The sequence below is a fragment of the Priestia sp. TRM10 genome, from assembly GCF_057808375.1.
Genome location: NZ_JBJZOT010000002.1, coordinates 57,989 through 83,457, shown reverse-complemented (window position 1 = coordinate 83,457; position 25,469 = coordinate 57,989). Strand labels below are relative to the sequence as shown.

The 25,469-nt window shown below is 34.8% G+C and carries 28 protein-coding genes; 4 read left to right on the top strand and 24 right to left on the bottom strand.

Annotation, left to right across the window (positions count from 1 at the left end; all coding sequences use genetic code 11):
- Nucleotides 1-59 precede the first annotated feature (59 nt).
- The 3 genes from ACK3CR_RS00500 to ACK3CR_RS00490 all read right to left on the bottom strand — a co-directional run bounded on the left by ACK3CR_RS00500 (nt 60) and on the right by ACK3CR_RS00490 (nt 2,421).
- Complete coding sequence (locus tag ACK3CR_RS00500) at nt 60-539, bottom strand: hypothetical protein (protein WP_243510009.1); 480 nt, start codon at nt 537-539, stop codon at nt 60-62.
- 186 nt (nt 540-725) lie between these two features.
- Nucleotides 726-1,238 carry a DUF5412 family protein gene (locus ACK3CR_RS00495; RefSeq protein WP_243510010.1) on the bottom strand — a complete coding sequence of 171 codons (513 nt, stop codon included), beginning with the start codon at nt 1,236-1,238 and terminating at the stop codon, nt 726-728.
- A 658-nt stretch (nt 1,239-1,896) separates the two neighbouring features.
- On the bottom strand, nt 1,897-2,421 hold the full coding sequence (locus ACK3CR_RS00490; protein ID WP_328124006.1) for a general stress protein: 525 nt from the start codon (nt 2,419-2,421) through the stop codon (nt 1,897-1,899).
- 296 nt (nt 2,422-2,717) lie between these two features.
- Here ACK3CR_RS00490 and ACK3CR_RS00485 point away from each other — a divergent pair, with 296 nt between their 5' ends.
- Nucleotides 2,718-4,226 carry an AMP-binding protein gene (locus ACK3CR_RS00485; protein WP_328124005.1) on the top strand — a complete coding sequence of 503 codons (1,509 nt, stop codon included), beginning with the start codon at nt 2,718-2,720 and terminating at the stop codon, nt 4,224-4,226.
- Between the two features lie 162 nt (nt 4,227-4,388).
- Here ACK3CR_RS00485 and ACK3CR_RS00480 read toward each other — a convergent pair whose 3' ends face one another.
- The 11 genes from ACK3CR_RS00480 to ACK3CR_RS00430 all read right to left on the bottom strand — a co-directional run bounded on the left by ACK3CR_RS00480 (nt 4,389) and on the right by ACK3CR_RS00430 (nt 14,447).
- Nucleotides 4,389-4,937 (bottom strand): hypothetical protein, encoded by a 549-nt coding sequence (locus ACK3CR_RS00480; protein WP_328124004.1) that lies wholly within the window; start codon nt 4,935-4,937, stop codon nt 4,389-4,391.
- A 119-nt stretch (nt 4,938-5,056) separates the two neighbouring features.
- On the bottom strand, nt 5,057-5,251 hold the full coding sequence (locus ACK3CR_RS00475; RefSeq protein ID WP_243510019.1) for a hypothetical protein: 195 nt from the start codon (nt 5,249-5,251) through the stop codon (nt 5,057-5,059).
- 283 nt (nt 5,252-5,534) lie between these two features.
- Nucleotides 5,535-6,470, bottom strand: coding sequence for a sensor histidine kinase (locus tag ACK3CR_RS00470; RefSeq protein WP_328124003.1), 936 nt, complete (start codon nt 6,468-6,470; stop codon nt 5,535-5,537).
- 1 nt (nt 6,471) lies between these two features.
- Nucleotides 6,472-7,188 (bottom strand): winged helix-turn-helix domain-containing protein, encoded by a 717-nt coding sequence (locus tag ACK3CR_RS00465; RefSeq protein WP_488974537.1) that lies wholly within the window; start codon nt 7,186-7,188, stop codon nt 6,472-6,474.
- A gap of 283 nt (nt 7,189-7,471) precedes the next feature.
- On the bottom strand, nt 7,472-8,335 hold the full coding sequence (locus ACK3CR_RS00460; RefSeq protein WP_328124030.1) for a DUF4097 family beta strand repeat-containing protein: 864 nt from the start codon (nt 8,333-8,335) through the stop codon (nt 7,472-7,474).
- Between the two features lie 54 nt (nt 8,336-8,389).
- Nucleotides 8,390-9,094 (bottom strand): ABC transporter permease, encoded by a 705-nt coding sequence (locus tag ACK3CR_RS00455; protein WP_488974536.1) that lies wholly within the window; start codon nt 9,092-9,094, stop codon nt 8,390-8,392.
- A gap of 144 nt (nt 9,095-9,238) precedes the next feature.
- Nucleotides 9,239-10,162, bottom strand: a complete 924-nt coding sequence (locus tag ACK3CR_RS00450; protein ID WP_328124000.1) for an ABC transporter ATP-binding protein — start codon at nt 10,160-10,162, stop codon at nt 9,239-9,241.
- A gap of 908 nt (nt 10,163-11,070) precedes the next feature.
- The gene (locus ACK3CR_RS00445; RefSeq protein WP_328123999.1) at nt 11,071-11,550 is read right to left on the bottom strand and encodes a hypothetical protein; all 480 of its coding nucleotides are present in this window, start codon (nt 11,548-11,550) and stop codon (nt 11,071-11,073) included.
- 344 nt (nt 11,551-11,894) lie between these two features.
- Nucleotides 11,895-12,557: a hypothetical protein gene (locus tag ACK3CR_RS00440; RefSeq protein ID WP_328123998.1), complete on the bottom strand. Its 663-nt coding sequence runs from the start codon at nt 12,555-12,557 to the stop codon at nt 11,895-11,897.
- Nucleotides 12,558-12,560: 3 nt separating this feature from the next.
- Nucleotides 12,561-13,901, bottom strand: a complete 1,341-nt coding sequence (locus ACK3CR_RS00435; RefSeq protein WP_328123997.1) for a hypothetical protein — start codon at nt 13,899-13,901, stop codon at nt 12,561-12,563.
- Nucleotides 13,902-14,174: 273 nt separating this feature from the next.
- A complete protein-coding gene (locus ACK3CR_RS00430; RefSeq protein ID WP_243510040.1) occupies nt 14,175-14,447 on the bottom strand; it encodes a DUF5839 family protein in 273 nt (90 codons plus the stop codon).
- A 267-nt stretch (nt 14,448-14,714) separates the two neighbouring features.
- Between ACK3CR_RS00430 and ACK3CR_RS00425 the strand changes: the two genes are divergently transcribed.
- Nucleotides 14,715-15,482, top strand: coding sequence for a hypothetical protein (locus ACK3CR_RS00425; protein WP_488974535.1), 768 nt, complete (start codon nt 14,715-14,717; stop codon nt 15,480-15,482).
- Between the two features lie 145 nt (nt 15,483-15,627).
- Here ACK3CR_RS00425 and ACK3CR_RS00420 read toward each other — a convergent pair whose 3' ends face one another.
- The 8 genes from ACK3CR_RS00420 to ACK3CR_RS00385 form a co-directional block, all read right to left on the bottom strand.
- Nucleotides 15,628-15,984, bottom strand: a complete 357-nt coding sequence (locus ACK3CR_RS00420) for an Imm3 family immunity protein (protein WP_430240615.1) — start codon at nt 15,982-15,984, stop codon at nt 15,628-15,630.
- Between the two features lie 17 nt (nt 15,985-16,001).
- Nucleotides 16,002-16,376: an immunity 22 family protein gene (locus ACK3CR_RS00415; protein WP_488974534.1), complete on the bottom strand. Its 375-nt coding sequence runs from the start codon at nt 16,374-16,376 to the stop codon at nt 16,002-16,004.
- A 6-nt stretch (nt 16,377-16,382) separates the two neighbouring features.
- Complete coding sequence (locus ACK3CR_RS00410; RefSeq protein ID WP_488974533.1) at nt 16,383-16,838, bottom strand: hypothetical protein; 456 nt, start codon at nt 16,836-16,838, stop codon at nt 16,383-16,385.
- A gap of 214 nt (nt 16,839-17,052) precedes the next feature.
- Nucleotides 17,053-17,718 carry a hypothetical protein gene (locus ACK3CR_RS00405; RefSeq protein WP_488974532.1) on the bottom strand — a complete coding sequence of 222 codons (666 nt, stop codon included), beginning with the start codon at nt 17,716-17,718 and terminating at the stop codon, nt 17,053-17,055.
- 242 nt (nt 17,719-17,960) lie between these two features.
- Nucleotides 17,961-18,803, bottom strand: a complete 843-nt coding sequence (gene cysQ, locus ACK3CR_RS00400; protein ID WP_488974531.1) for a 3'(2'),5'-bisphosphate nucleotidase CysQ — start codon at nt 18,801-18,803, stop codon at nt 17,961-17,963.
- 65 nt (nt 18,804-18,868) lie between these two features.
- The gene (locus tag ACK3CR_RS00395) at nt 18,869-19,102 is read right to left on the bottom strand and encodes a DUF6199 family natural product biosynthesis protein (RefSeq protein WP_488974530.1); all 234 of its coding nucleotides are present in this window, start codon (nt 19,100-19,102) and stop codon (nt 18,869-18,871) included.
- A gap of 89 nt (nt 19,103-19,191) precedes the next feature.
- Nucleotides 19,192-20,394, bottom strand: a complete 1,203-nt coding sequence (locus ACK3CR_RS00390; protein WP_488974529.1) for an iron-containing alcohol dehydrogenase — start codon at nt 20,392-20,394, stop codon at nt 19,192-19,194.
- A gap of 142 nt (nt 20,395-20,536) precedes the next feature.
- On the bottom strand, nt 20,537-21,019 hold the full coding sequence (locus ACK3CR_RS00385) for a DUF456 domain-containing protein (RefSeq protein WP_430111346.1): 483 nt from the start codon (nt 21,017-21,019) through the stop codon (nt 20,537-20,539).
- A gap of 139 nt (nt 21,020-21,158) precedes the next feature.
- Between ACK3CR_RS00385 and ACK3CR_RS00380 the strand changes: the two genes are divergently transcribed.
- Nucleotides 21,159-21,953, top strand: coding sequence for a nucleotidyltransferase domain-containing protein (locus ACK3CR_RS00380; RefSeq protein WP_488974528.1), 795 nt, complete (start codon nt 21,159-21,161; stop codon nt 21,951-21,953).
- 60 nt (nt 21,954-22,013) lie between these two features.
- Here ACK3CR_RS00380 and catA read toward each other — a convergent pair whose 3' ends face one another.
- The gene (gene catA, locus ACK3CR_RS00375; protein ID WP_488974527.1) at nt 22,014-22,667 is read right to left on the bottom strand and encodes a type A chloramphenicol O-acetyltransferase; all 654 of its coding nucleotides are present in this window, start codon (nt 22,665-22,667) and stop codon (nt 22,014-22,016) included.
- 213 nt (nt 22,668-22,880) lie between these two features.
- Complete coding sequence (locus ACK3CR_RS00370; RefSeq protein ID WP_488974526.1) at nt 22,881-24,311, bottom strand: 6-phospho-beta-glucosidase; 1,431 nt, start codon at nt 24,309-24,311, stop codon at nt 22,881-22,883.
- Nucleotides 24,312-24,535: 224 nt separating this feature from the next.
- Here ACK3CR_RS00370 and ACK3CR_RS00365 point away from each other — a divergent pair, with 224 nt between their 5' ends.
- Entirely contained in the window at nt 24,536-25,414 is an 879-nt protein-coding gene (locus ACK3CR_RS00365; protein ID WP_488974525.1) for a MurR/RpiR family transcriptional regulator, read from the top strand.
- Nucleotides 25,415-25,469: the final 55 nt, after the last annotated feature.

The following is a 25,469-nucleotide window of genomic DNA, read 5'->3' as shown; positions in this document are numbered from 1 at the left end:
GTTTTATATAAAGTATATAATTCATTTAGAACTCTAAATAGTTATCCATCCTAACATTCTCAAAAATCAACAGAAACCTTTTCTTCAAACGATATCCCAAGATAACGATACTTTATGTAAATTTTATGGATTGCTTTATTATGCAGGGCACTGACTCCATAAAGTTTATCATTTTTGTTATCCGAATCTTTCTCTCGATCAGAGAAAGATGTTTTAGTTGGAATGGTTACATCCTTTATATTTGTAAATCCAAACTCTCTTGCTTCTTTACTATCGAAATCTTCAGTTATAACCAATCCTTTGGAATCGTTACTAACCTGCACCTTAGCTTCTACAGGTTTTTCATTATTGTTGACCGAGACATTTAATATCTTCATTTTACTAAATCCTGTGTTGCCAATTCCGACAACAACTGATTTATGATTTTGACTCATACCTAGTGTATTTACTTCTATAGGCGGATTAAACTTTATAAAGCTGTAAAAACCAATAGCAGCTATCACTACAATCAATGCGAAAATCCAACGTTTCTTTTTCAATTCATCCTCGCCCTTCATTTAGACTGTTTGATGTGAATTAAAGATCTCTGAGAAACTATTAAACTTCAAATAGTACTACAGTGAAATTCTTATAAGAAGGATAAAAAACAGCTATTCCATAGAGAAATGACTGTTTTCGTTATTGCATTCCCCCATCCAATAATTAAAGAAGGTGGAAGCTTCCCCTCAATCAGAATATGTTTCTCCTTTTTTCAAATCCAAAATATGATTGTTTATCGAGATCGTATGATTATTTATCCACTTCGCATCAGCATGATCCATTCTATAATCATCGTAAACTGTTTTCTCAAACCATAGTGGACCATCTAATTTTCCTAACACATCAAACGATGTTGTGGCTCCACCATTGATAAGGTAAAATTCTATTTTATAGTTGTGATCAGGGGAATAGATTGTTTTAAACAAGTCCTCTGCGATAAACAACACACGAAGTACCCCAAGAAAGAGAATGAGGGAAAGCAATGATGAGAATATAAAAGTAAATACACTTCTTACTCTTGACCACTTATTTGTTTTATCTTCAAATCCGAAAAGCCCAAAAATAAAGGCTATTAGGGCAAATATCCAAAGAATATAAGTAGGCGGAGCTACTGACCAATTTGAAAAAACTAAGCTCAATGAAAATATTAAACATGTTAAGCATAAATAAAAGGACCACAAATTATATCGTCTTTCCATAAAAACTTCCTTTCGTTGTATTACCTTATTCAATACTTTATTATCTAACTAAATAGAGACATATGTATATAATACCATAAAAGTAAATTTAATCCTTATACAAGAACAACAACCCTTACAATTAAAGCCCTTCTCACTATAAATAGTTTATGCCCCTTTCTTAAGCATAAAAAAAGAGCTGGCGCAATGCCTTGCTCTGTAATCTAGAAAATCTATCAATTCCAGCAAATTTACCTTTTCCCCTAACTCAATAAAAAGGTATAAAAAAGCAGAGCCTCTGCTCTGCACATAGTTATTACTCAATATTTGTTTTAACCTCATAGCCAAATAGTTGAGAATCTTCCTTAGGTACCCATTTTCCATCTCTAATTCTACTTAGACCTTGATATAAGGACCCTCCTATAATGTTCTCTAGCCAGGTAGAGCAAGTCTTCATAGTATCGAAGTCATGTAGGTATACTCCGTTTTTATATAATGAATATTTTTTATTCTGCATTGTATCATCCTTCTCTATAATTCTCTCCTCAATAATATCATAAAAAAATTCTCCCTTTTCTATTTAACACAAACTAATTATCCAATCCCTCTAATTAGCCCGATGGTAATAGGGAAATTATCAATCTATAGAGAAAGAAACTAGAAAGCCCTATTAGTCCTTTCACCCTGAAGAGCCTCTTCTAACACCCTTCTTTATGTATGCTTCTTTTAATCGTCTCGTTTTTATAAGAAACTTAAAATCAGAGATATTATCATATGAAAGCTGTATATAAAAGTAGTTGACATATTCAAGAAATGCAAAAATGAAAATACATCCTGTGATCGACAGTTCTTTAAAAGGTACATTAGGACACCATATGAAGATATCAATCACAAAGAAAAGCAGCGTAAGGAGAAGTAATCCTCCATTTACCTTTTCGAGGACTTGCAATGTTCGAACGACTCTCTGTGGAAGTATAATAGAAGCTTCTTTTTTCAACTGTTTTAGCTTCACACGCCAATAAAGCGAACCTTGCAGCAATATGAATTCTAACAGAAAGAATGAAAGCCAAAAAGAAAATAAAAAGTGCAGTTTCACATCCTGATAAGCGAAGAAGGATACAGCATAAATAATAGGAAAGATGATGATCGCAAATGTTTCGCCACTAATAAGATATGAAAGTCTCCTCTCCATTCTATCCTTCATTACACTTTCCTCCCTTCTACATGATTAAGATTTTAAATTTTTCACTTTTCAATGATAAACAACTTAATCACCAGTAATATACTTTTATAAAATATTTCACCATAAAAACAGACTGTGTAATAAAGCTTCCCTTTCCTTCTGCAATGAACTCTCCCTCCTTTCTGATTTACCTTATTAAATCCTAATTTATACTGTAATTCCAACACCCCTTGTTGAGATGAAAAGAAACAGGTATGATAGAGCCTGGAGTAAATACATATGATATAAGAAAAGTAGTTATTGTGGAGGGGTTTATCGTGGTTTTAGAGATACCAGAGAGAATTAATTTGTACAAAGAGCTGAGGACACAGGCAAAGAAAAATCCGAAGAAAGTCATTTTAGAGGATGTAAACGGTGCCTTAACATATAAAAAGGTTTTATTAAGCGTAAATGTTTTAAGTCAGAAGATTTTACAAGCAACAAACGGTGAAGAAAGAGTTGGTCTTTTCCTACCGAATGTTACAGGGCAAGCCATTGCGCTATTTTCCCTGTTTAAAAACGGGCAAGTCCCGTGTATCTTGAATTTTTCAATGGGCGCACAAAGCTTATTGGATTGTATTGAGACAACTTCTTTGAAAACGGTAATTACCTCAAAAACGTTTATCAAAGTGGCGGGACTTAGTATGGTCATTGAGGAAATGGAGAAGAAAGTACATATTGTTTATGTAGAAGATTTAAAAGACAATCTTGCCCTTTCACATAAAATCAAAGGGTTTCTCGAAACAAAAATATCTTGCCCTGTAAAAGCTTCCAAAGAAGAAGTGATTCTGTTTACGTCAGGGACCGAAAGCAAGCCAAAAGGCGTTGTTTTGTCGCACCGCAATGTATACGCCAACATTAAGCAAGCGCTTGAAGTGATTGATATTACGGAAGACGATAAGATTTTCAATCCGCTTCCACTCTTTCATTCTTTCGGAATGACGGTGTGCATTATTTTGCCGCTTATTTTTAATATAAAAGCGTTTCTTTATCCGTCACCGCTTCATTATAAAGAAATTCCGAAAATGATTAAGAAGCATAAGAGCACGATTACGATTGCGACAAATACGTTCTTTGATCAGTATGCCAAATATGCGGAGCCGGACGATTTTGCATCATTAAAATATGTAATTGCTGGTGGAGAGAAATTAAAAGAAGACGTGTTCGAAACGTATAAAAAGAAATTCTCGATTGAAATTCTGCAAGGCTACGGGGCAACCGAAACGTCTCCCATTATTGCGCTAAACACGCCAACGTACAATAAATTCGGCAGCGTTGGAAAGATTCTTCCTTTAATGGATGCCAAAATCGAGAAAGTTGAAGGCATTACAGAAGGCGGAAACTTGCTTGTGAAAGGGCCTAACGTTATGAAAGGCTATATGATTCATAATGAAGGATTTATTCCGAGTAGCGAATGGTACAATACAGGTGATATTGCGAAAATTGATGAGGAAGGTTATCTTCATATCCTTTCTCGCTTAAAACGTTTCTCCAAAATTGCCGGTGAAATGGTGTCGCTCAACGGAGTTGAAGATCTAGCTTTCCAATGTTTTGGTGACTCCAATTTCTATGCGGTCAGCGTTCAGGATAAGCGAAAAGGAGAAAAAATCATTCTCTATACTACGGTTCAAGATGTTGACAGCAAGGAGCTTCGAAAATTTATTAAGAGTAAAAAAGTGTCTTCCCTCTATATACCGAGTCAAATTCATACGATTGATTCAGTACCACTGCTTGGAAGCGGGAAAGCAGATTATCGAAAGTTGGAAGAGATGGCGGCTAAGCTGTAAGATAGCTTGAAAAAATTGAATGAAATCCCTCACTGGTTGTTTTTTGACTAGTGAGGGATTTTTAATTCATTTAGCTTTATTTTCGTTGAATTATGTAGAAGTTTTTTAGGTCTTAATGAGAAAAGGGACTCTAAAATTAGGGTCCCTTTTCTCTTTAGTTTATTAATGTGCTGCTCTCTTTTGTTGAAATCCAAGGAATAAAAAACAAGTCATCAACGCTACCGCAGCAACAACCATAACCCCCATAAAGCCTAAAGCAGCCATAAATACATCTTCTCCAGGGTAAGAAGGTTTTAATGTGATGAATTCATACAATCCATACATACCTAATAGGACATAAAAGCTACTTCCGATACTAGCCATTGTGAGTCGACTTTTCTTAGAACCAACCCAAGCTGCACTAAACGTTGCCCACGCCAGGATGCATGCTAGTGTCCCTAATCCAAAAATCACAATATGTAGATAAGGAATATAAATTTCTGTCATCATAAGTGCAAAGATCAACAAAGCCACAATAGCTGTCATCAAAGTATTCCATAGAAACAATACAAGGCCGCTTGTATATGGATTATGAAACCAAGATTTTTGTTGTAGACTTTTTACCAATCTGCTTTCTTGTTTTACTGTAGAAAGAACTTTTCCTCTAAAGACTAATAACAGCATAATTCCAATCATACCTAGTAAAAAAATCGAGCTAATCCCCAATTTCATCACCATCCTAAATATAATTTGATGATACTTGGTATATGTACTAACTAACACTAAGGAAAGTATTATAGTTAATGTTAAAATATACCACAGGGATATAATAACATAAAAGGAAGAACAATTTAATCTGTTCCTCCTTTTTTTGATTTAATAATATCTATTATAGATCCATAAATAGCATACAATACTATGTAACCCGCTATAATCCATCTACTAGTTGAGGTGGATAATCCTATAGGATTCCAAGCAAAAAGAAATAAGGCAAGAAGAATTCCTACTAGAGCAAATATAAGTTTTTCTATAGCTTTTGGCTTCAAATCTTATTACCTCCTTTTAAATATAGAGACCCTTATTTACTTTCTCCCATTTCCGATTACCTCATCTCTCAAACTAGCCTCTTGCCTTATGAAACGGTATCTAAAATTCATTAAAAACCTGTTAAGTATCATATATTAATACTAGCAACACTTTTCCAAATATGTTGGCGCTTCTAAATATACTTACTATCCCTATTTATGAGAAGCCATTCCCTCATCTAGAGTATAATTAATACTAAAAAATAAGTTGTCTTTGATAAAGGCTCCTCATAATTTTCTGTTACTAAAACTTAAGACGTTTTAGACATACCGTAAAAGTTGTCTTTTCAAAGGGTATACTATTTAAAAATATACTTCCTCCCATTTGCTCTACTAACCTTTTAGTAATGGTTAGTCCTAATCCGCTTCCTTGATAATGGGTATTCCTTGAGTCCTCCAAAGTATACATGCGTTCAAAGACTCGATCTTTATGTGATTCATTTATCCCTTTTCCTTTGTCTGACACTTCTACGCAAACATCCTGTTCCGTTATGCTAATCTTTAAACCAATCATTTTACCATGTGCTCCATATTGAACAGCATTGGAAATTAAATTATTGAGAACCCTCTCAATAGCACCTTCATCTCCGCTAACAAAGACAGGTTCTTCTGGGATATCAATAACGACTTCGAATTCCTTATTTATTAAAATTTCGTAATAGTCCAATATGATTTTGCGGCTAATTTCACATATATCAATTCTTGAAGAGCTTAATTTCTTATCTCCGGACTCTAGTTTTACAAGTTCAAAAAAGCGGTTTATTAAATCTAAGACTTCTACAGTTTTTAAATTAACGGTTTTTAATAAATTCATAATCTTTTCTTGAGTTAAGTTTTTATCATTAATTATAATTTCAATATAACCTAGAATAACGGTTAGAGGCGTCTTTAAATCGTGGGAAATATTTGATAGCATTTTCCTCATTGAAAGCTCTATACTGTTATAATTCCCTATGACCTTTTGATTGTGGTCTAAAAGACGATTTATTTGTATTAACAAGGATTGTATATATTTATCGTTCGTGTAAAGCAATAACCTCTCGCCTGTTTCTTCACTAACAATTTTTTCAAGCTTATTCCTTATGTATTTAACTTCAGCTCTTTGATTTACTCGACTTCGGAAAAGAATGATATTTATACCTACAGAGCATATTAATAAGATGATCACCAGATAAAACATTTTACAAATCCCCTAACTTATAACCAATCCCCCACAACGTCGTTATGTAATTTGGATGCGATGGATTGTCCTCAATTTTCTCCCTAAGTCGTCTAATATGGACATTAATTACATTCTCATCTCCGTGATAGTCATCTTCCCATACAGCTTTATAAAGTTGAGACTTGGTATATACTTGCGAAGGATTGGAAACAAGTAGTTTTAAAATATTAAATTCTTTTGCCGTAAGATTAATCTTTTTATCGCGTTTTTTCACAGAAAACCCATCTATATCAACACTCAAATCTCCTATTCTCACAGTCTTGTTTTTTCTTTCTTCCTTTCCTGCCTCTGGTGCTTGGGAACTCTTATAGTGTCTCTCTCTTCTAATCGTTGCCTTAATTCTAGCTACTACTTCAAGCATAGAAAAAGGTTTGGCAATATAATCATCTGCTCCAAGGCCAAGTCCAAGTGCTTTATCGACATCTTCATCTTTTGCGGACATAATAAGAACTGGAACCATGCTTTTAGAACGAATCATTCTTAGACATTCCATACCATCTATTTTCGGCAGCATAAGATCAAGTAATATAACGTCAAATGTTTGAGTGTTCAATATCTCTAAAGCTTCTTCCCCATCAAAAGCCGCTGTAACTTCAAATCCTTCCTTTCTTAAACTTTCATTAACCATATCGCTTATAAATGGATCGTCTTCTACAATTAATATTTTGTGACTCAAAGCTTTCCACTCCTCAAATCTTTTATATAGATTAATATTCTTGTTTCACCATAAACACCAATTTTTTAATAAATATTTCAGTTTCATTATAAACCTTTTTTATCCAAAATTATTATATATTTCATAAAATGTTATTTAAGGTCCAAATAAACAAGGCAACCATTCTTCACTACAGTAGCGAAAATTGGTTGCCTAGTGTTGTTCTCTTTATCTTAAAAAAGGATGAACAAACTCTTTCATGTCAGTATTTAATTCGCAAATTTCTTTACAAACTTCTTAATCGTTAGTTTGCTACATTTATCGCTCCATCCTCACTTGATAGACTTAACTTATTAGTTCCCTCGCCAATTTTCCCTTTTTTCAGTTCCTTGGTATTCTTACTTTTCTTCAGTCTATCTAGATTAATCGTTATATCAGATTTACTCTTAGCAGCAACTGCTAGGGAAGTTGGAGCCTTTTTATAAGAAACTTCAATGTCACCTGCTTCAGTCTCTACCCCTAAGGATTTCCCTTCATTTATATCCTTAATTGAAACTACTCCATCTTTTGAGGTAACCTTTATCATAGAACTACTTACATCTTTCAGATAGTTATCACCGCTTGTAGACGTGATATTTAACTTTTCAACAGAACTATCTTCAACACTTAATGCTCCATCCTCTGATACAAACTTCCCTGTAGTAGCCGAAACACCTTTAATTTTCCCATCCCCAGCATTGTTTTTCACTACAATATGATGAGTTGAAATTCCACTCATTTCTATATTGCCATCTTTATTAGTTAATTCAATATTGTTTACGTCTCCTTTGGGGAGATTAATATAAACGGTGCCTTTCTTACCAAAAGTAAAACCTCCCAAAAAGCCAGCGTTTCCTTGATCTTTTTGTTTAATGACTAGTGCTGCTCCATCTTTTTTGAATGTAACAGGATTATCCTCTTTTTGTTTACCTTTAGCAGAAACCGTTACTTTGTTTGAACTACTCTCTTGAAACCTCACATCCCATGAATCACTATATACTTCTAGTGTTTCAATCTTCTCTGCATTATAAGATTTACTTTTTTTAAAACTTTTCGCCTCTGCACTATATGTATAGACACCAAAAGCAACAACTCCAACAACAGCGAGTGCTGCAACAGTTCCGATCACTTTTTTCAATTCTCTTCCCCCCTGACTACATAGTAAAAGTCATTATGTTTTTATTTATAGCACATCAATTTTATCCACTTTGCAATAAGAAAGGTAGCCAATTAAAAGCCCAAATAAACATAGTATAGCAGGAATTACGATAAACTGACTTAAACTGAATTCCTCTCCCCCAGTGGAAACCGTCGAGTTAATCAAGAGACCAATTATGACAGCCCATGTAATTGTAGCGGCAGTTGATTTCTTTCTCATACCAAAAAATAAAGGAATTAGACTTATACCAGCCATCATAACAGCGTTAATAAGAGTTGAGGGTATAGTAGAAATAATTTCATTCATCTTAACAGGGTTCTCAACTAAATATAAATGAGGACTGACGAAGAAAATTAGCAAACTAATAACAAAAGTAGCCATAACAATACTTACAAAACAGAAGATTAATACAATCAGTAATTTAGCTTGCATTAACTTTTTTCTTTGTAAAGGATAAGTAAATAGCAAATGAATGGTTTTATTTTTATATTCATCAATGACTAAACGAGATAAAAGTACAGCGGAGAACGTAATAAATACAATTCGAATAAAGATATTAGTTAAAGTCATAAAATCTGTGTAAGTAGGAAACATAGGCTCTATTTCATTTCTGGATCCCCATCCCATAAGAGCAACCAATCCAAAGATAACTAAAATCCAAATTGCTACCATTTTAAAATACTGTGACAAGTGATGTTTCTGATACTCTAACTTCATAAGTTTCAACATTTTAAATAGCCTCCAGTGGTGGAATTTAAGATGCTCTATCTAAGGCTTCTTAAGTTTAAAAAGATGAACCCTAGTAAAAACACTTATATAAAATTTGGTTATTGTTAATCTTTAAAAATTTCAGTGTAGGGTAATCTAACTAAATTAAACGCTTATTCCTTCCCCATTCATTGAACTTAAAAAATACTCTTCTAATGAACTATGTTTTTTATTAATACTTTCTATACCAATGTCATTCATAACAAATACTTTAGAGATTTCTTGCTGAGGCAAAACGGTTTCATAAATACGGATGATCTGTTCACCAATAATTTTAAAGTTTCTTATTCCTAACTTTTGCTCTAAAATATACACGGCTTTCTTTATATTTTGAACTTTCACTTCTGTATACTCTGTTTGCTTTCCGTTAATACTCTTCATAGAGACTTCTTTAATTAACTTACCGTTTTGTATAATACCAACCGTATCTGACATCTGTTCCATCTCGGCTAGAATATGGCTAGAAACTAATAAGGTGATTCCATACTCCCTACAAAGTAATTTAAAAAGGTCTCTTAGTTCTTTTATACCGATAGGATCTAGTCCATTGATTGGCTCATCTAAAACTAGAAGTTCTGGTTTCGTTGAAATAGCTCGAGCGATTCCTAATCTTTGTTTCATCCCTAATGAAAACTCTTTAACTTTTTTATTTTCGATATTATGGAGTTTCACAAGCTCGATAGCGTGGTCAATAGATTTCTTATCGTAATATCCCATATATTCACAATGGAAGTACAGATTTTCTTTAGCAGTGAGGTTGTCATAGAAAATTGGATATTCAATAATGGTTCCCATTCGCTTGAGAACTTCAAATGACGTTTCTGTTAGTTTCTCACCGAAAATCTCAATTTCCCCACTTGTTGGTTTAATTAAATTAGTAATCATTTTCATAATGGTTGTTTTACCAGCACCGTTGGGGCCTAAAAATCCGTAAATCTCCCCTTTTTTCACGTGCATATTAACTCCAGAAACAACTTCTTTTCCTTTAAATGATTTTGTAAGTTGGTTCGTTTTTAAGATGTATGTCATTTACTCTCTCCTTTCAACTTATGTTCTTATTATATAAAACAAAGTTCTCTTTTCTCTTACACAATTCTTACTTTTTCCTTAAGATTCATTTTTTTACAGTTAAAGCCTCATTAATTAACCTGTTTTTAGAAAAAGCCATCTAAATTAGATAGGCTCTTTTTATTATAAAAATGTAGTTCTTACTTTGTAGATGAGGGTAAAGCAAGAAAGAATAGGGACTGAAGATTTTGTGACTAGGAGTGATCTAAGATAGCCTTCTTCATTCCTTTTTAGGTGTGAATAAGGTGGGAAATTTATTACAGAGATCACATAACCACTATTAGATTTATTCATATATTCTTGGAATACTTATTTAGTAGATTTAGGCACTGTCCCGTACTTCTGAACCTCTCGCTATATACTTCAATATGATACTCCCTTCTAATAATTGTTTATGATGAAGGACAATATAAAGCCCACCTTGATTCCTATCAAAGTGGGCTTTGTATATGTGAACTGAATGTATATTTTTTTATCTATTCTGCTCTTCATATTCATTCTGAGGAGTTGTAAAGCTTCTTAAATTATACAGCCATCATTATCTCATGCATCATCAGTTGTATAAGCAGCAAGAAGATTGTCTAATTCTTTGTACATTTTTATCACCTGTTAAATTAAATATGGTTTAACGTCCTTATATGCCGAGTATATTTACTTCCTCTATTAGATAACCTCTAGCCAGCGTTCACTTGTACCACTATATCCATCTAATGACTGGGCTGTAGTAAATATGATTAGATTGTTGACTGTAATAATTCCAAATATAAAACTCCCTAATCTAATAAAAGGTGGGATTTTTATATTTCTACTAATCTTAAAGGATATGTTGTATAAGAGAGGGATTTTAACTAATTAAAAAGCTATCTGTCTTATAACTCTTCTACTAATATAGATTCTTGATATCTTTCTAAGTCTGAACTTAACCAATTTTCCCCTTCTCGTTTCGCGTGAAATCTTAAAGTAACAAATTTCTCATTGACACTTAGTATTAAAACAATTTTTTGATTTGGATAATCTCGTTTCAATTTATCCTTCCAACTATGTAACGACCTTAGTCCATAAATTAAAATTTCATCTCTCGTTTTGTTATCATCTACATAATCATTAATACGAAGCTCATTACATGAAGCTTCATATCCCGTTCTGTCCCCATGCATCTTCATTAGTCTATTCCAATTGATATTTTTAGAACTCAATTCGTTCTCTAAGTCAAGAATATAACATTCGTTAATATTTACAATATTTGGTGTGACAATGTTTTCTATAGGTAAAATATCAACAGCCTCTATGTTTATCTTTTCAAATATATCCTTATTAATCTGTTTCATACTTTCATTCATATATCTCATGTTCAACACTCCTAAATATTTATGAAGAACTTGTTCACCTCCCAAATCTACACTTTATTTGTAGTCAAATGGAGAAATTGTGGTTCGTGATTGATGTGGTACATGTGGTACTCTTTAAAACATAAAAATACCCTATCTAATAAAAGATAAGGGTATCTCTATATGTTCATGTATCAGTTATCTTTGTCTTTAGATTTCTACCAGGTATTCGGTCCATCCTCTAGACTAATTGTAAAAGATGTATTATATTGAAAGGAAGTCCCAACTAACCAATCTCGTCTTACGCTACCTCCTTTTATCATACTTTAATAAAAATTTTGTAGAGATCTGTTAAACTCTTTTCATCAAGTATTATGAGGAGGTTTATCATATTTCCCTTCTTCAACCTCTACCATAATATCTTCAATAGCTTCTACTAATTTCTCAGGTCGCCGAATATGTAAAAGTTTCTCGAGATTCTCCCAATCATCATCTATTACAAGCCCAAGGGAATAGTAACCATCTGGACTTGCCTCAGGTTCCCATCCTATATCAATAAGAATTCTTCCATCATCATATCCTAGAAAAAGTAATTCATCAGTAAAGTTAAGCCACTGATCATCTTTCTCATTTAATGTATCAGGATCTATATTAATACATGTATTATAAAGTACTTTCCAACCTGAAGGAAGACGTAAAGGAATATAATTATAAGGCGTCTTAGTATCTGTACGATAGTCAATATTAAAAATCATATTTTCTAGCTCAGACACCAAAGTTTTTTGGTTTTGAACAATCACACTTTTAATAGTAGTAGAATTAGACAAACGAGTCCAATCAATTTGAAATCCATCCTTAACTGACAGTACTGCTAATCTCTGATCGTTTAACTTGTATTCTAACTCAAGTAAAGTTCCATTAATAAAACGATTTTTTTGTTCATTTTTTGTTAAGTTATTATATGTTGCTTTCCAACCTAACATGATATTCAAAGGTTGTAAATCGCGTATAGATTCTTTTTTCCCCAATGATTAATTCCTCCTTTGTTTAAAATAAGTATCTCTATCTACCATTTTTGGTAGATACCCTTTTATATTATTATCATTTCGAGGATGTCCATGATAAGTACTAACACCGTCCAGTTCAACGTTTGTTAATTCCGCTCGCACCCAATAAGCTGGTTTCCCATTATCATACCCTACAGGTTCGTCAAATTGCAGAAAAAAGTACACAGCCCCTTTTCCCTCATCTACAATTTTCCCCTCTCTCATAACTTTTTTTTCTAACTCCTTATTGTTTATATGAGGTAGGTATTGGGCAGCCTTTTTACCTGTTTCGCTAATTCTCTTTGCTTGCTCGTCTGTCTTAGCCTTCAGATGCTTTCTATTATGTTCTGTATATTGTGCATCCTCAATAGTCGCACGTAATTCCTTACGTGTATAGTAACCGTCATGAGCAACATAATCATGCTGTTTTGAAATATGTAATACTTTAGAAAAGCTCCAATTCATCCCCTTAAGATTTTGTAAAAGATTATTTACATAATCCATGTTAATAACATTGCGGGGTGGAATATTACGCGCCCCTGCCACTGCAGGTTGTAAAGCTGGTACCTTTTGTTTCACAGTTGCTTTATGAGCTTCTTTTACATTCTTACCTGCTTCCTTTAGAAGCTTCTTACTACCAGAAGCTCCCTTAACAGCTAAACCTGCTCCTTTATCTCCAATAGCTGCAAGTCCAATCTCTGTCCCTGCATAAGAGAAAAAGTGGCTGCGGCTATAAGCATCACCATGGATAAGTTTCTCATCTACAGCAGTGACAACTCCATCTTTTACTGTGTTATAAGTGCGAATGGGATGCTTTCCTGCTTCATAGACTCCTTTGGCTGTATCAACGGTGCTGTCTACAGGGTGTTTCGCAAAAGAAACAATCCCATCCCATGTATCTGAAAGGGCATCTCCTGCTCCATCACCTATTCCTTTTAACGATTGTGTAAAAGCATTTCCTTCTTCTTTCTCTTTTTTCTTCTTACTTGCTCCTGCTGCTTTTTCTTTAGACGTTTTTTGAGGAGCAATTTCACTATCTAGCCCTAGTGCCTGAAGAAGAGCTTCATCCGCTGCTTTTAACTCTTGATGTGTCTTTGAAACAACTTGCTCCGCTCTACCTAACTCTTCACTATACTCCCGAATGCTCTTCTCTAATTCCTGCTGCAGGCCCTCTAATTCTCCATTCCATACCCCACTTAATTCAGAAAGGACTCCTGACAAAGAAAAACTAAGCTGTCCTGGAATTGCATCTATTTTTGCTTTCGTATTTTTGGTTTTTTGTTCAAGATTTTTAAGCTCATTTAAGTCTGCTTGAATTGTACCCATAACAGAACTCCCTTTTCCATTTTTACCATACTATAACATTTTACATAAACACAAATGGAAATAGGGACCAAAATAGGAACTTCGTGAAAAATGAATAAAGTTTACTAGTCCGAAAGTCTCTGTTATCTCGTCTCCACAGAAATCAAAAGTAACTTTAGAACTACAAAAAGAGAAGTTATGTATAAAAATTAATTTTTATTTTTAAAAGTTGAACATCTAAGATGGCTACGCCTCATTCGATATGTGACCAAGGATTCACATATAACTTCTACTTCACTTCCTATTGGGAGCTTTCTCAACCAATCTTACAACAGGCTTATACGTTTTCCCTGCTACTTCAATATCTTCCCGAAACGCTTCCATAACAAGAATTGTACATACCTTATTCTCAGGTCCTGCACATGCTCGTACAATATCTCCTGGTTGAATATCTAAATGGCGCAATGCTTTTGGAATGTGCCAATTATATTTTTTAGGATGTACCTTTATTGTATTTTCTGTCCTATGTTTAATATGAAAACCGCTAATTGTATTATTGTCCTTCAATGCCAAATCTCCTTTAAATATTGTTTCTACGCATTATTTTAGCATAAATTAATCATTTTGATAGGAAAGTAGTGGTTGATTTTGTGCTATTTTCTATAAATTATTTAAAATTGAAGTTCCCTATGTTTTAGAGGTGGGCTTTCTAACCGAAAAAGTATAGGGTTTATTTATTTACAAAGTATTACTTTTAAAACAACTCCTGCTCTTTTACCTATACAAAGGAAAAGATACCTATGTTAAACTCAGCTTGCAAGGAGGTGAAATTTCTTGAATAAATCAACCCTGACAAGAAAGTTATTTAACACCGTTGCTGTAACATTATTAGTTTCATGCTTATTATCTTTTCTGTATATGATTCGTTCAATTGAAACGAGTGTTACTGACTACAAACTAGTGCAAGGATTTATATCAGGGTTATTCCTTTATGGTTTTTATGTAGGCGCCGTAATTTTAATTTATGCTAATCTCATTTCCGTTCTTATTGAACTCCTACGAAATAAATTCAACCTGAACTCATTCACTTATATTATACTGCATGGATTAGTAGGCGCTTTAACAGGTGGAGTGGTTTCGAAAAGTACACTTGTTGCGCTATGTATTGCTGGCATAGCTATACTGTATGCGCTTGTTGACTATTGGCAAATAACTCAAGAAGATGAGAGTCGTTCTATAAAATACATTTTGCTCGTTTCTCTCCTCCCTATTATCTGTTCTTCTATTTACTTTGCAACTATTTCACAGCCCCTCCCTCCATTTACAGCAGAGGATGCGATAGCATCAGCAATAGATGCTCATTCTATTACAAGCAAATTCCCTCATAAAAGTGGTAAAGTAAACTCAAAAGAAAAGGGATATGATATTACAAGAGAAACAAGAGCTAAGAAAATTATAAGAAATACATACTCGGTTAAATTTATAGAAAAGTGGAGTAAAGACGGAGTAAAAGGAGAACATCGAATTTCTTATGAGATTACAAGAAACTCATTGACGCTTCACTCTATTTCAGGAGAGGAACCACCATATTATAATGAATAACCTCTGTTTAGTAAAAAGAGGATATTTTACTTTTTCAGAACATCCTCTTTTTGCTTGCTTTCCTATCATTCTATATAAGTAACTTCCATCTTAACTACCTTATGATTTTCACGTTTTATAATCAACAACCCTTATCATTTATGTATTATTCCGCACGCGGATTATAATCCACCGTTACTTCCCTTAATCCTTTTAAGACACGCTCAATTCGTTGAGATAAATCTTTAACTTCACCTAACGATAACTCTCCAATGGCTTCTTCTAAGGGAAACGAGCTTAACCTCTTTGTAATTCCTTCAACCGTTCCGACAAATACTTTTTCGTGTGTCATAACAATCTCGCCAATAGCCGTATCAGCAATAACATCTTCTACTTTACCTAAATTATCGAATTCATTCGCTAATCTTGCCGCAGCATACCGATACCCTCTATTTTCTTCTATAAATTCTTCATAAAATTCTTTAATCGTATGGAATAATTCATCGTACTCCCAATTTTCCATAAACCTGCCTCCATCGTTTAGTTGTAATTAGTACATCCAATGAAATCAAATTCCCCTGACCTATGTACTTCACCGCTATACGCAAAGTTATAAATGAGAATAATAGAGTTATATGTTCCATTAAGTTCGCTATATTTCTTAACTTTAGGAATAATAACTTCCTCATATGATATGCCTTCTAAGAGCTTAGAAACATCTTTGCTGCTCTCTCCTAACCATTCCACTTCAAAGAAATCTTCGTCTGTTTCATAATGATTAATATGAAAATCTCTGAAAAATAAGGAAGGCAGGGACTCTCCATCCTCATCATACTTTAAAGCAACATATTCATCTAAGTCCCCTTCTCCCTTAAGATTTCCTAACCATATTGAAACGCTTCCTTGTTTCTCCATGAAAATTCACTCCTGTTCTAAAGAGTTTGTTAGTTTGTTGACTTTTGCTTCTGCTCCTTTCAGCCATAACATATGCTCTTCTAACTGTTCCTCACTTATCCTTTCATATTTCCTATCACACTTAAAAACCTCCTGAGCCCAAGCTAATAGTAACTTCATAAACTCTATCGTTTCTATTGCACAAATAATTTCCTCTTCCCCATCAGAAAATAAGCTTTCGAATAAAGTAAAATTCTCATATGCTCGAATTATATTTGTATTACCTCCTCCTTTGTACATCTCTTCTTCTCCTGTTAGGACTTTTAAATAAGCAATAAACTTCTCTTCAATATCATTAAAGTTTGCTAAAATATCTGATCCCAATGAAATTTCAATAAGAAAGCTATTTTCTAAATAACTTTGGGATAAGTCGATAATGATGCGTTCACCTTTCTCTTCAAATCTATATGTATATTTTGACATAGTAACTCTCCTGTAATTTTAAAAATTGTAATGTTAACGCCCTAATTCAACATAAAAGAACCAGAGATGAAATGATGTTCTGGTCTCTGGTTCCCTTGTTTATCATCTTTAAATAGAATTATGAAGAGATGCTCGATCACACTTTTCAAACAAAGTTCAAACATCTTTAACTTTTGGTACTTAACCTAAATACTCATTTTCCTAATTTTATAATTCAGACATTCAACATCTTAAGAATTTTATCCCGATGTTTAGTTAAAACAGGACAGAGTTGGATAACTCCTTGTCCTCCTTCAATCTCTTCCACAGGTTCCCCTTTACTGCAGAAATAGCAATGAATTTCGGCAGCAGAAAAGTGGTAATGAAATACCCCTTCTTCGACGGCTACGTACTGGGCACCGTTGAAACTGAATCCAACTTGTCCTTGTTCGTTATATTCTAATTGCAAGCCTTGAAGAATGTCTTCACTTTCTTGTAAGACTTCATCTTCTTTCACTTCTTGGATTACATTCATGATAGATTCAGGAGAAAAATCACAGCTATGAGCATAGATAACCGCTTCCTCATCCTCTTCTTCTACTTTTGTCATCAGATGAGCTTCACACGAACAGATTGGACAGGAAGTAGGCTTCTCTTTTTCTTCATCATCAATATACATTAAGCTATAGGATTCCTGCAGAATATATCTATATCTGCTATCTACTATGTATGGAATAACAACTTCTACTGGTTTTAACTCAGAATTAAATTCAGCAGACTGACTTGTCATATATTCACTAGATAAAATCAACTCAAATTGAAGTTGATTCTCTTCATCCATTCCTAAAAAGTCATGAGCGTATTTATCAAATACACTAAAATAATTTTGTAAATCTAACATTTTATCACCTTTAGTTCCTTTTAAAGTTTCCTTCTCTTCGTTTCTTATTAGCCAAGTAAGGCCTTCAATGGAGAAGAAATAAAAAGCAGGACAGGGACCACTGCTTTTTGTAACTCTATCATAATTGAAGCAACTTTCTTTAGCAACATTACGCTTAGTTGATGATTATAAAGTGCACGCACTAATATAAAAGAACAAGGAGAAACCACAAATTTTCATCTGGTTTCTCCTTTTATATCTACCTATTTAACAACAACCTTCTCTTTTGTTCTCTCCACAACAAACCAAGGATTAACTAACTCCTCTTTATTATACAAGAGCGGTGTTCCATCTTGTTTTGTAACTCTTCCGCCTGCTTCTTCGACAATCGCATGTCCTGCAGCTGTATCCCATTCCATTGTTGGAGCAAAACGTGGATAAACGTCTGCTTTTCCTTCTGCAACTAAGCAGAACTTTAAGGAACTTCCGGCAGAAACAATATTCACTTCTTCTGCTTCTTTTTCTAGTTCTTTTACAAATTGTTTTGTATCTTCTGACATATGTGAGCGGCTAGCAACTATATTTAAGCTCTTTCTCTCTTGTACTAACGGTAACTTTTCCGCTTTTTCTTGGAAAGATTCCGCTTCTTTTGCGAGCACTTCTTTACAGTTTTCTAGCTTATAAGCACCAAGCCCTTTCTTCGCAAAATAAACCGTATCCCAAACCGGCACGTAAATAACTCCAATGAGCGGAATATTTTTATGTACAAGCGCAATATTAACGGTAAACTCTCCGTTTCGTTTAACAAATTCTTTCGTTCCGTCTAGCGGGTCGACTACCCAAAAGTAATCCCATTCTTTTCGTTCGTGATAAGGAAGGTGTGTACCTTCTTCACTTAGGAGTGGAATTGTTGGATACTCTTTTTGAAGAGAAGCTACTATTACTTCATGTGATTTTTTATCCGCTAAGGTTAGCGGTGAGTCGTCAGCTTTTGTTTCTAGGGCAATGTCTTCTGAATCATATACACCTAAAATTTCAGTTCCCGCGTTTGTTGCAATACGGATAAGGTTGAGTAAATTTACTTCATCTTCTTTTTTATGAGGCATTGTGTTTGACTCCTTTCATGTAAATCAGTCTATCTTTCTAGTTTACTAAAAATGTGGTTATCTTTTTAGATAAATTTGATAAATAGGAAAATAAATACTAATGTCAAGCCTACTATTCCTATGAACGCCATGACTTTAATATAGCGAATAGCAGCGGGTGTTGGCTCAGGATTTTCTTGATACATCCATCTTTTCCTGAATAATAAGCTTTCTTCTGGATCGAAGTATCTCCAAATAAGAACAGCATACAGGGGGATAAAGAGAATAAAGCTCAGAATAACGCCAGCCAATATATCCATTTACATAATCATACGGTTAACGTAGTCAACAGTTACATACTGGACAAAATGAAAAGCAAGGAAGCTGCACTTCCTTGCTTTTTTTATATTCAAGACTTCAACATCTCTTCACTCACCGAAAAATCATACTCATAGCACGTATAATAAAGCTCTATAATCTCTTCATGTGACGGCACTTTTGGATTATTCCCTGGACTTCCGCTTGCTAACGCATCCGTCGCCATTTTATCTACAACTTGTTGGAACTCTTCTTTATCAATGCCCCATTTCTTCATATTCGGAATGTTTAGCTCAGAGCAAAGTAATTTGATTTTATGAATCACTAAATCTGCTAGTCGCTCATCTTCAAATGCTTTTGATTCTGGATAAAGAAGACGGCCAATCACGGCTAGTTTCTCTGTTGCCTCTTCTTTAGTAAATTCTAATACAGCGGGAAGCAGCATCGCATTTGAGATTCCATGCGGAACATGGAACAGGGCACCAATAGGACGAGACATGCCGTGAACAAGCGTTACAGAGGCATTTGTAAAAGCAAGACCTGCTTTCATTGACGCTGTTGCCATTTTCTCGCGCGCTTCCATGTCTTCTCCATTGTCATAGGCTCTTTTAATATACGTTAAAATATCTTCAATGGCTGAAAGAGCTAAGTTATCAGTCAGTGGCTGTGACCGCTTGGAAAGATACGCTTCCATCGCATGACAAAGGGCGTCTATGCCTGTTGCAGCTGTAACAGAAGATGGTGTAGATAGGGTTAAGACTGGATCAACAATGGCGACTTTTGGAAGAAAGGCAGGATGTTTAATCATCATTTTAATATCTTCTTTTGTATTTGTAATAACCGTTACGTTTGTAACTTCTGAACCTGTGCCAGCTGTTGTTGGAATGGTGATAAGTGGGAGCGGTTCTTTTGTAAGAGCAGAGGTGCTGTGAAGATAGTCGTTAATTCCTCCCCCGTTTGTGGCAAGAACAGCAACGGCTTTAGCGGCGTCAATGCAGCTTCCTCCACCAATGGCAATTACAACATCGCATTTTTCTTTCACACAAATATCAAGGGCTTCTTTCACATGAGAGTCTGTTGGCTCTGAATTCACATCTAAGTAAGAAGAGTACGTAACGTTTGCCATTTCTAATAAATCCGTGCATTTTCCGACATGACCAATTTTCTCCATAATCCGATCACTAATCAAAAGCGCCTTCTTCCCATATGTAGCAACTTCGTCTCCAAGCTGCTTTAAAGCGTCTTTTCCATAAAAAACAGACTCCGGCATACTAAACTTTGAATACGTTTTCATTTTTATCCTCCTTGCATGTTTGCTTTATTGTAGTAAGGAAGTTTTTACAGTCTAAGATGCAAGGTTCTCTATCTCTATTGTAATACAACCCTTCTCCCCTTTTCTAGCACAAATAAAAAGACAACTCTTTACCGAGTTGTCTTCACTGTACTTGAAAGATAAAATACACAATCATAATCGTCTGGAGAGCACCTTTCACAACAATGCTGCTTAAAAATCCGATAAGGGAACCATACCCTACCTTCATTGCCTCTCCTATGCTTTTTCTATGTACGAGAAGTTCTGCAATGACCGCTCCTAAAAACGGTCCAGCAACAATACCGACAACAGGAATCACAAATGGTCCAACGAGAAGACCAATCGTACTTCCCCATATCCCTGCTTTTGAACCGCCATAGCGCTTAACTCCAACTAAGTTGGAAAAGTAATCGGCAACAAAAAGCAAGATAACGAACATCGCTTGAATAACCCAAAAGAGAATCGAAAACTGTTCAAAGCTGAAAAACAGACCATATAAAAGATACCCAGCTATAATAAACAAGACGCTTGGGATAATCGGATAAATTAACCCTACATATGCGACTATAAATACAAGACTAACAACAATCCAGCCTAAAATATCGATAAAAACCACTCCTACTGCAAAATGTCATGTGATATTTAATCATACCCTAGTATAGCAGAAATAAGCAATTCCTTTTAGCGAAAACTCCTTTACTTGGTATATAATGGAGGTAGTTTAAGGATAGAATGGAGCTTAAAAAATGACAGTGGAAACAACCATTAGCGAAACACTTAAAGAAATTGAAAAGAATTACAATGTAAAAGTGCTCTATGCTTGTGAATCTGGCAGCAGAGCGTGGGGTTTTCCTTCTAAAGATAGCGACTTTGACGTCAGATTTATTTATGTTCATACCCCCCATGATTATTTAGTGATTGATCCAATGGGCGTTGGCAAAAGACGAGACGTTATTGAGCTTCCTATTAATGATAAATTAGACGTTGTCGGCTGGGAGCTTACAAAAGCGCTCAAGCTATTTCGCAAAGGAAATCCACCTCTTTTAGAATGGATAAACTCAGGAATTGTTTATTACGAAAAGTTCTCTACAATGAATCAAATTCGTGAGCTAGTAAACGAGATTTTCCTTCCAACGTCAGCGATCTATCACTATTTAAATATGGCAAGAAAGAATTTTAAGGAATTTCTACAAGGAGATACAATAAAAATCAAAAAATACTTTTACGTCCTCCGCCCCGTTCTTGCGTCACGATGGATTGAACAATTTAACGAGTTTCCTCCGTTAGAATTTCAAGAGTTGTTAGATGGAGTAGTACCAGAGAGTGAAATTAAAGATGAAATCACCGTTCTTCTTCAGCGGAAGATGGCTGGAGATGAGCTTGATTTAGAGCCTAAAATTCACATTATTAATGATTTTCTATCTTATGAATTAGAGCGTTTAGAAGCATATGCGAAAAGCTTGGATTTGAAAGTTGAGAATCCTACACCTAAGCTGAATGCTGTATTTAAAAATACGCTACAGGAAGTGTGGAATTCTTAAGAAAACAAAAAAGCATCCATTAGGTAATGGATGCTTTTTCATCTTGCCTTTTCTAGTTTTCTAGGCTAACCAATCGAGATAATCATCAATAAGTTGCTGTAAATCATGTAGAAAAAGACCTACATGGTAACCATCACACACAGCATGATGAACTCGTATTGAGATAGGCAGTAATGTTTGATTGCCGTTAGAAGCATATTTTCCACATGTAATAATAGGCAGAAGATAATCTTCCCCATTAAATAAGTTTAATTCAAACGATGAAAAGTTCACCCACGGGATTGAAGAGATTGAGAACGTATGGGGCGGGACATTTTCTTTTATCCATAATCCTTTTTGATGACCGAATACATTCAGGTCAGACTCATACCTTTTATAAAAAGTGGAGAAGTCCGAAGAATAATCAGTCCAAAGTGCCGAAAAAGTCCGCTCATCTTTATGGAAAACAGTATAATTCGGGACAACTTCATCCCAATACCCGAGAATTCCTTTTTCATTAAAAGTGGTTCTAAATTCTCTATGCTTGTTGACGATTCGTGTCACCATATAAATAAACGCAGGATAAAATTTAATCTTCTTATCTTTTAATGCCGCTAATAACTCCGTTACATCTACGTTCGCTGTTAGATTGAAAGAACATTTTGCTCCGTTCATATAGTGATGGAAATGCTCTTTTCTATTCCAATTTTCAATATCAATTTGATGAAAATTCATGACTATTCCTCCTAAAATATAATTTTTAATTTTAGGAGGCTAATTTCTCTGATTTTTTCATATTTTTCACTCCATCATTTACTTTAGAAACGTTCATGAGATCGTTTGTAGAAAGGATCTCATGCGGTTATTATACAGAGACAGGAGTACTGAAGCAACCTACAAAAAAAGTAGATGAAGCATTAGGCTTCATCCACTTTTTTTACTTACTTCTTATACTTCTTCTCCATTTGTTGCAATCACCTGTTTGTACCAATCAAACGATTTTTTCTTTGAACGTTCTAATGTGCCGTTTCCTTCGTTATCACGATCAACGTAAATGAAGCCATAGCGTTTTTTCATTTCTCCTGTTGTGAAAGAAACTAAGTCAATACACCCCCACGGAGTATAGCCCATTAAGTCAACACCATCAAGCTCAACTGCTTTTTTCATTTCTTTAATATGTGCTCCTAAATAATCAATGCGATAGTCATCATCGCAAGTACCGTCTTCATTCTTCACATCAATGGCACCAAACCCATTTTCAACAATGAATAATGGAAGCTCATATCTTTCATATAGCATATTCAATGAATAGCGTAAACCAACAGGGTCAATCTGCCAACCCCAGTCAGATGCTTTGACATGAGGGTTCTTCACGCTAGCGCTTGATCCTGCTATATTCGTTGGATCAATTTCATTTACTCCAGTTTTCACAGCGTCTGACATATAATAGCTAAAGCCGATATAGTCTACTGTTCCTTCTGCAAGAATTTCTGCGTCACCAGGCTCCATTTTAATGTTGTAGCCTTTTCTCTCCCACTCTTTTAACGCATAAGCCCCATAATGTCCGCGGCAATGGACATCAGCAAAGAGCCAGCGGTCATGCATAGATTCGACTTGCAGCATCATATCATCTGGATTACAAGAGTACGGATAAATTGGCACCATTGCCACCATGCATCCTACTTGAAGATCAGGGCTAATGTTGTGAGCTGCTTTCACAGCAAGTGCGCTTGCAACAAGCTCATGGTGAACAGCTTGGTACATCACTTCTTCAGGATTTTCGCCTTCTTCACATTTAACCCCAGAGCATGTCCATAAGAAAATTGGGTTTGATGTGTTCTTTTGGTTGTTGATTTCATTAAACGTCATCCAATACTTTACTTTATCTTTATAACGTTCCATTACTGTTGCTGCATAGTGCACGAAGAAACCGATTACGTCACGGCTGCGCCATCCACCATATTCTTTTGCAAGATGATACGGCATTTCAAAATGGCTTAATGTGACAACAGGTTCGATCCCGTGCTTTAATAGTTCATCAAATAAATCGTCATAAAACTTTAAGCCGTCTTCATTTGGCTCCAGCTCGTCACCTTTAGGGAAAATACGTGACCATGCAATACTAGTACGGAAGCATTTAAAACCCATCTCCGCAAATAGGGCAATATCTTCTTTATAATTCTCGTAAAAGTTGATGCCTTCATGGTTTGGATAATATTTTCCTTCTACAATACCGTCCGTAATTTCACGCGGCACACCGTGCGCACCTGCTGTCATTACGTCAGCAACGCTTGGTCCTTTTCCTCCTTTATTCCAACCGCCTTCAATTTGATGAGCAGCAACGGCTCCTCCCCATAAAAAGTTTTCTTTGAATGCCATGTTGTTTTCCTCCCTTTATAAAAACAAAACGAATCCTTTTCTAAGTGATTCCGTTTTTTTAATTGTGAAATGTTATACTTTAATAATAGAACAACGCTACTTTTAATGAAATGGCTTACAGTGACTTTGAAATGCCGTTTTAATTTTAATGAATAATAAGCACATATTTTTGGAATGCCGTTTTGAAAACGATTAACTTTCACATATAAAAGGAATGTTGCACAATGATTATTTCGAATAAACTTGAATCAATGGACTCTTTATCAAAATCAGAAGAAATATTAGCGAAATTTATTCTCCAGGAGAAAGAAAATATTGAAAGTCTCTCAACAAAAGATTTAGCAAAAGCTACCTATACTTCCCCTTCCACAGCTGTTCGCTTGTCTAAAAAATTAGGCTTTAGCGGGTGGAATGAATTAAAAGAAAAATATCTTGAAGAGCTTCACTATTTAAATCAGCACTTTTCTAACATTGATCCAAACTATCCATTTGATACAAATGATACGTTTATAAATGTGGCTGCGAAAATTGGGCACCTTGCCTCAGAATCAATTGAAGATACGCTCTCCCTTTTAAAACATACAGAGCTGCAAAAAGCTGTTGAAATTCTTCATAAGTCGCAGCATATTAGCATCTATGGGATTAGCAACTCCCTTATTATGGCGTATGATTTCAAACATAAAATGCTTCGTATTAACAAGCATGTTGACATTATGAACGTACCTGAAGAGCAGCCATTTGTAGCATCCAATTCGACGCCTCAGCATACGGCCATCTTAATTTCCTATTCTGGGGAAACAGAAGAAGTCTTAAAAATCGCGAACATTTTAAAAAGAAACCGCACTCCTATTATTTCTCTAACAAGTATTGGAGAAAACAGCTTAAGAAAGCTCTCAAATTGTGCCATGTCCATTTCCACGCGTGAAAAACTTTATTCGAAAATCGCTACATATTCTACAAATAACTCGATTCATCTCCTCTTAGATATTTTATATTCATGCCTTTTTAAAATGGACTATGATCGCAATTTAGAATATAAAACAAACGTTTCAAAAAATGTTGATGAACGCGTATCAAGCAGCACGCTATTAAAAGAAGAATAATGTTTCACTAAAAACCGGTATTCTTTATAGAAGGACACCGGTTTTTGCCTATTGA